Genomic DNA, 6,602 nt, shown 5'->3' with positions numbered 1-6,602 from the left:
AGCCTGCTCTTCACATAGGAACCGGTATTCCAGGAGCAGGATGCCGACATTGTCTGGTACCTCAATCTGGTATTCATGGTTCATCTCGCTGGCCAGCTGAGCAAACCCTCGAGATAGCACTGCAACATCGCTTTCCATTGCAGGGTCTGTCAGGGCTGCATAAACATCTGCAGCTGAGCGCTTCTTCATGGAGCGTTCCTGTTCGCCCCAGGCGAAGAGCATACGGCGTGCGTAGCCAGTTTGGAGAAACTCAAAGAAAGTGTCTTCTGTGGCCCCACCATCGAGCAGTTTAGATGGGGTGCCAAAGAGCAGCATATTAGCAGGTGTCGGTGCATCGAGGTCGATACCCCGAGAATTGTCGACAGTGTTTTTCGTCAGCTTTGCTTTGGTCTTGCCCTTATCATAGAGCTCAAGGAATGTGTTCATAATCTCTGCGCTCTGCAGAAGATTGGAACCAACCTCATCGATTTGGAGATTGATCCCGCCACATCCGGAGAGCATCAGCTTTTGACGAAGCTGCTTCACTGCCGGCACGGTGCCGCTATCAAATGTAAAAGGATACGGACCCGCCTGATCATACTCCCTCTGGAGAGAGGTTTCTTCTGTAGACGGATCCGTCCCCTTATAAGCAGCCCGCTTATTCGCGAGACGTATTAGGTTTTTTTCTGCAAGACCCTGCATCGTTGTTTCGATGAAACGCTTCTTGAAGCCATGCATCAAGGTGTCTTCAATAATGCCAACTGAATGACCCTTACCAAAGCCTGATGTGGCGAGAGCCAGGGCATACAGGTTTACCGGGATCTTGCCGCGGTCTTTGGTGATAATCTCTGCCCGCATCGCAGCGGCCATCTTTGCAAGGAAGTAAGCACACTCAACTCGAAAGAAGTTTCGATTATCGTTCTGGGTCTTCTTGGAAATAATATTGACCATACGTTCCAAGACAGGATGATCGGTCAGCGTATTGAAGTCACGCATCTCATAGGCCCTCAATGGTTGGTGGTTTAGTCGGTCTGATATTCCAGTCGTTGCGTACACAACGGTGCTGCATCGCAGTAGGAACATCTCCGGACTTCGCCAGGGAATGTTTTAATGACACCCACTCCGCCGGCTTTAGCTTTGTGCTGCATAGCCGCAGGGTAAGAATCAAAATTTTTGGTGGCCCGGCCGTTCTTTTGAGCGGTCTCGGGGTTCTTGTAATACTTGTGGACGTCAGGCTGCTTCCACAGCTCTTCTTCCTTACAGCGAGGCATGTCGCTTTCGTGCTTCATAGGCACAGTGGCGAGGATCTCGTCGATCTTCTTGATGATGAAACGTTCAGTTTCTTCGAGGCTCATCAATTGAACTGGCAGCTCGCTGACGGGGAATGGCGGATAGTTATCAATCCTAGAAGCCTCACCGCGCTTCCAATCTTTGAAGATGAAGTTGATAATTCCAACTTCGGAAGTGATCACTTCTGGATCCAACCAGCGATAAATACTCAGCTGGATGGCAAAGTCTGATTTCTCAGATTGATCCATTTTCATCCATTTGTAGGTCGAAGTGGTTTTGTTGTCCTCAACCCGCCCAGCAAACACCTGGTCAAATTGTCCTGAGATCCAAACCTTGGTCCCGTTGGTCGCAGTGATCATCCGGAAACGGCGTTGCTCCAGATAGAGCGGTACCGCACTGGGGTTTTGCTCGAGCAATTTCTTTTTTGGATTAATCACAAGATTGTCGATTATATGCTGAGCTGTACCGATTTTCCTGAGAATTTGATCTCGAGCATCTGAAAAGATTGCACTCTCGATTCCAGAGTGAATTGACTGACCCATCCGCGCAGCAACCAGGTCCTGGAGATCTATCGCATTGTCTTCTGGCGGTACACGGTGTCCAAGGACAAGAGCCTTAGTAGGCTTTAAAAGTGTCGTAGCTGAGACGATCGGATTGTCATCTTGAGGTGCATCAACCGGGTCGTGATCATATGTGTCATGGGCAAGCCATGCAGCCATCACGAGGCCCAGATTTGCTTGGTTCGTTAGCGGACGGTCAGTCATTAGGAGATCCTATTCGTTGGCGACAATCTTTGTCGGTTGGGTTCGGCCCATGTACTCTTTCGGCGACATAAGGCCCAGATAATAGATACCAAAAAAGAAGAAATTTGCCACCCATGAAGGGTCTAATTCATATTTTTCTTGGGCCTTCATCAGGGCTGCCTGGCGAAGCGTATCCATGGCGTCTGCGTCCATTCGCTTGCGGGCTGTTTCGGTCAAAACGTTGATTTTAACCGACATTGGATATGGCGCCACACCGGCATCTTCGTTGCCAGGGTGCACTGCTGCAATCTCAATTGCAGCCATCCAGAAATGTTTCTTGTCATCAGCCATTGGGGTATTCCTCTGCTATTTCTTGGCCTATTCGTTTGATGTCCATTGCGGACGCGGAGTTTGGTATGCTGTGCTCTTCAGCCCATGTCGGATAGAAGATTGAAGCTTCACCAGAAAGATGGACATCAGGGTGACTGATATCCGGGTGGTTTTGCCATTTCACTTCTTCAGAAAGTGTCCGATTAAACCACTCTACAATATATGGGTTGGCTTTAACCAAATAATATTGAGCATCGTGGATCTGACAACAGATTCGAATTTCAGCTCGAAAATAAGTTGATCGAACTTTCTTCATAAAGGCTGTGGCAGCACGATTGTTCAACAAGCCCCAGGACTGGCCAAGGGCATTGCCGGCAGTACGTGCTTCAGAGAGCGCCTGATAAGGTGTGTGACGCTTTGTGTTGAGCGTCTGACCCAGAAGAGGCGTTCTCACTCTCAAGCCAAAAGCGACAGTGATATAGCCATTGTCCCTGGCTCCCTGGATCTTGAGATCGACCCAGTCATCTGAGTGCTTATAGAGCTGATGGTATTTCTGTTCGATATCCAAAGCCTGAGCTTTGTCGATGCCACACTGTGTAACCAGAGCATGGTGGGTACCACCATATGTTAGCGCGAACGTCGGCGCTTTTGAATCTTGTCTCTCCTGCGGATACTTAACAGCAATAGAATTGATGGAAGAAACAGAAGTAGGGTCAATGTCGGGCATGTTATCGCCAAAATAAGAATAAGCACGTAGACAATGACCATCATAACCATCGGTATAAACTTTCAGTTTGTTGGGATCTTTGGTCGTTAGTGCCGAGATTTTATCCTCGAGACTATCGAAGTCGAGACCCATGAAAAGATATCCAGGAGGCGCTTTCACACATCGTTTGATGTACTTAGCGAGTCTGGATCCAGAAGGGATATTCTGAAGGTTTGGATCCGAGGAGCTCAGTCTGCCTGAGACAGTACCACCCAAGTTAAAAGAACCATGAAGATAGTGCCATCCATCTGGGCCTTTCCGGGCATTTTTAAATGCCGGGATAAAGGTCGATAGGAGGATGCTCACGTCTTTATACTCGATAAGAGCATCGAGAAGTTCGAGCGTGGGTACATCATTCGTGTGGTTCTTCAGGTTTTTTAAGATAGCTCCTTTGGTAGATGGAGCGCCGCTGTCCGTTTTTCCAAGGACTGGGAATCCAAAAAAGGCTGGATCAAATAACAAGCCAGCCAACTGAGAATCGCTGCCAGGATTAAACTCGGCACTGGCGTCAGAAAGGGTAACCCTTTTCTTTTTGAGCCGAGCGTTCCACTTGGATATTTCCATTTGTCGAAGGTGGTGACGGTAATCTTGGACAACTTGGTTCCCCTGAATTGTAGCTTCTGCCTGGGCCTTGAGCTTCATCAGCTCAGCTTCGGATCCATGAACAGAAGGCATGTGAACAGGCAGCCCAGTGAGCTGCATATCGATAATGTCGATGAGAGATGGCCGGAAGATTTCTTTGTACACCGACATTTGATCATCAGCGATCATGATCGGCATGTTCTTTTCGTAGACGTACCAGGTACTTAGAGCATCCACCAAGTTGTATTCGAGGAGCTCTTGGACCGGGATTTTCGTGATGTCTTTAATTTCCTCAACAGCATAGTTGCCTGCAAATTCAACAGCTTGATCCTTAAGGCTAAGCTTATTTCCCGAAGTCGAATTCGTAGCCAGGTAACTGATGATTTTGGTATCATGGATCATATCCTCACAAGCCAGGGCATCGAAAATCTCTTCGTAATCGTGCGTGGTAGTGTCTTTAGATAGCTGGTGGATAAGTACGCTCAGGTCGTAACTGGCGTTGTGGAAGATCAGCCGGCGTTCTTTGCCTTTTTTGTGCGTTTCATAAAACCGAATGAAAAAATTAAGAAGAAGTCGACGTACATCTTGGTTTGGAAAATTTGGTGCCCAGTCAACCTGGAAAGCAATACCTTCATGTTTGTTCCAAGCGAATGCGATGCTGGCGATACCGGCATCATCAATATGCAAACTAAACCCTTCAATGTCACATGTCAGACGCTGCTTACGCGCAAGTAGGTATGCCAGAGCGGTCAATATTTCATTGGGTGTTTGGGGATAGTAGCATTTTTTGATGATGCCAGTTCCAGGATCCTTGTATTTACCCTGTCTATCCTCAGCCACAGATTTCATTGCTGTGGTAATAGATGCTTCGGTCTTCACTGGATCATAGAACGCCATTTTGTGGTTTGGGATAAACCCAACCCGCAAATGTTTAAGATGCTCGAAGTGGTCCTCATGAGGAGGTGTTAGAGAGCCCACTTCGAGCGCCGCTTTCGCGGAACCGGTAAAAGTCTTGTAGTAATCGGGATTAGCGATCAATACGTGTTTAATCTTGGTATGCTTGAGCTTCTCGAAAAGCTCGTTGAACCACTCACGGCGCTCAGCAACTGAGAGTGGTTTCTTTTTCTTCTTGGGGCCTGACAGGAGATAGGGCAGCTGAACAGCTGCAGTACGATCGAGAATGTGCTTTGCTGGCTCTCCTTGAGCGATCAAGCCTTTATCGAGATAGGTTTTCTTCATCTCTGCATAATCAAGTTCGTATGAGAGAATGAGGATTTCTACATCGTTGGGCTCAAAGTCATTTGAAAAGCCAATCCATCGCATCAGTACGCTGTCCGTCTAAAAAGGAACCGATTAATGGGATCATCGACACGGTTGTAGTGCGCGAAAAATGGAGCTTTCGCTTTATCTTCTGGGTGAAACTTTGAGTCTTCGTAGAAGGCTGCATCGTTTTTCTGACAGAAGAGATCCAATCGGCTCAGTGAATCTGAAAGTTGCATAAGGCCCCGCGGTGCGTTGGCACAGTATCGACTGGGATTGCCTTCAGCAAAGCGCTCAAGGGCTCCCAGGAAATGGGCGATATACGTTGTGTGTTGCTGAACCTCAACACGGTTCAAGCGAAGAAATTCTGCTTCTTCCTCGAGACTGGGATCGATGATTTCGATACCCTCTTTACCGTAGGCGCCGGCGACAACAAAAAGCTCAGACTTGTAATAGAAACCGTGCTCGGATCCTCCAAGTATCTGGTTCTTCTCAACAAGACGTTTAGTCTCTTGGCCAATGAGTTCTTGTTCTCGAGCCTCAAGCGAAGCTTGAATTTCAGTGAACACCAGCTTGGAGATGAGATCATCTTTCCAAGCTTGGATCAGTTCATCGTCTGTATGGCTCATGGAATATACAAACCCCTCTGATTTTGGTGAATGCCGCGGTCATAGACATAGATTCGTTTCCGCGCACGAGACGCACCAACATACAGCATACGCCGTAGCTGATTTACATCTCGAGACGTGAAAATATCATCCATGATCAGGATGACCGAATCATAAGTCGAGCCTTGGGCTTTATAGACCGTCGAGGCTTCACGGTTACGGAGATCGATCCACTCTTCCTGGAGTTTGTAGAACAGCTTCCAGTTCCGGAAATTCTTCGACTTATAGTGACGTCGAAGGGAATCCCATGCATCACGATCAGCTGGATATTTCACAGTGTACCGAGAAGTGAACGCAGAAGAGACTTCCAGCATATAGGCATCCAGGGAGTTATGATCATCGATCTGAACTTCCTCAGGGCCATAGATGCCGTGAATTTTGACCTGCTCTTCGACATTGAAAGATGCCTGGGCAGAGAGTGGGAAGTGGGAGTTACAAACCATTCGCTCACCCACAGTTGGATAATCAGGTAAACCACGAATACCGCGGATAAACTGGTTATAGCCAATCACTGCTTTGTTGGTGTAGCAAAGGATCCGGCAAGCCAGCTCAGGATCGTCTGCTTTCATGGTTCCATTGGGACCGTAAATGCCCTCGATGAGCAGCTTTAATTGATCGCCGTTGATGAAATCAATCTCACCAGGTGCTTGCTTCCATTTTGTAAGCTGGTCTTTTGGTCGCTCGAGAAGAATATCTTCTTTGAGGCCCTCACACAGTTTCTGCAGCGCCGGCGAACCAGCATTACGGACAGGCGTTGTAATCTCGTAATGGCGATTTCCAATATCAGCGAGAGCCACGGCAGGAGAAAGCTTCTCCATAACCGGCGGCAACTGGTTCTTGTCACCAACATAGATGATCTTACACGTTTCGTCGGTCGCTTCCTGAAGGATCATATAAAGATCTTTATCGATCATAGACGCTTCATCAATGAAGAGCATCACGTTCGAATGGATCTTATAGTTGTTGGTTCGCTTCAGGTAAGTC

The 6,602-nt window shown here is 47.8% G+C and carries 6 protein-coding genes; all 6 read right to left on the bottom strand.

What is annotated here, in order from left to right; all coding sequences use genetic code 11:
• Positions 1-975: hypothetical protein (locus tag Q0241_RS10865; protein ID WP_299377243.1), on the bottom strand; the 975-nt coding region annotated here is incomplete at its 3' end.
• Between the two features lie 26 nt (positions 976-1,001).
• A complete protein-coding gene (locus Q0241_RS10860; protein WP_299377241.1) occupies positions 1,002-2,033 on the bottom strand; it encodes a hypothetical protein in 1,032 nt (343 codons plus the stop codon).
• Between the two features lie 9 nt (positions 2,034-2,042).
• The gene (locus Q0241_RS10855; protein WP_299198245.1) at positions 2,043-2,363 is read right to left on the bottom strand and encodes a hypothetical protein; all 321 of its coding nucleotides are present in this window, start codon (positions 2,361-2,363) and stop codon (positions 2,043-2,045) included.
• A complete protein-coding gene (locus Q0241_RS10850; RefSeq protein ID WP_299377239.1) occupies positions 2,356-5,013 on the bottom strand; it encodes a DNA polymerase in 2,658 nt (885 codons plus the stop codon). The genes Q0241_RS10855 and Q0241_RS10850 overlap by 8 nt, the downstream gene beginning before the upstream one ends.
• Positions 5,013-5,579 carry a hypothetical protein gene (locus tag Q0241_RS10845; protein WP_299198249.1) on the bottom strand — a complete coding sequence of 189 codons (567 nt, stop codon included), beginning with the start codon at positions 5,577-5,579 and terminating at the stop codon, positions 5,013-5,015. The genes Q0241_RS10850 and Q0241_RS10845 overlap by 1 nt, the downstream gene beginning before the upstream one ends.
• The coding region (locus Q0241_RS10840; RefSeq protein WP_299377237.1) for an ATP-dependent helicase at positions 5,576-6,602 on the bottom strand (1,027 nt) is incomplete at its 5' end. The genes Q0241_RS10840 and Q0241_RS10845, both read right to left, overlap by 4 nt.

Origin of the sequence: uncultured Kiloniella sp. (assembly GCF_937128705.1) — a bacterium.
GTDB lineage: Bacteria > Pseudomonadota > Alphaproteobacteria > Kiloniellales > Kiloniellaceae > Kiloniella.
This window is presented reverse-complemented; position numbering and strand designations above follow the sequence as displayed.

Coding starts and splice junctions, on each gene's coding strand:
- Q0241_RS10845 (WP_299198249.1), bottom strand. CDS start 5,579: ATGAGCCATACAGACGATGAACTGATCCAAGCTTGGAAAGATGATCTC.
- Q0241_RS10860 (WP_299377241.1), bottom strand. CDS start 2,033: ATGACTGACCGTCCGCTAACGAACCAAGCAAATCTGGGCCTCGTGATG.
- Q0241_RS10850 (WP_299377239.1), bottom strand. CDS start 5,013: ATGCGATGGATTGGCTTTTCAAATGACTTTGAGCCCAACGATGTAGAA.
- Q0241_RS10855 (WP_299198245.1), bottom strand. CDS start 2,363: ATGGCTGATGACAAGAAACATTTCTGGATGGCTGCAATTGAGATTGCA.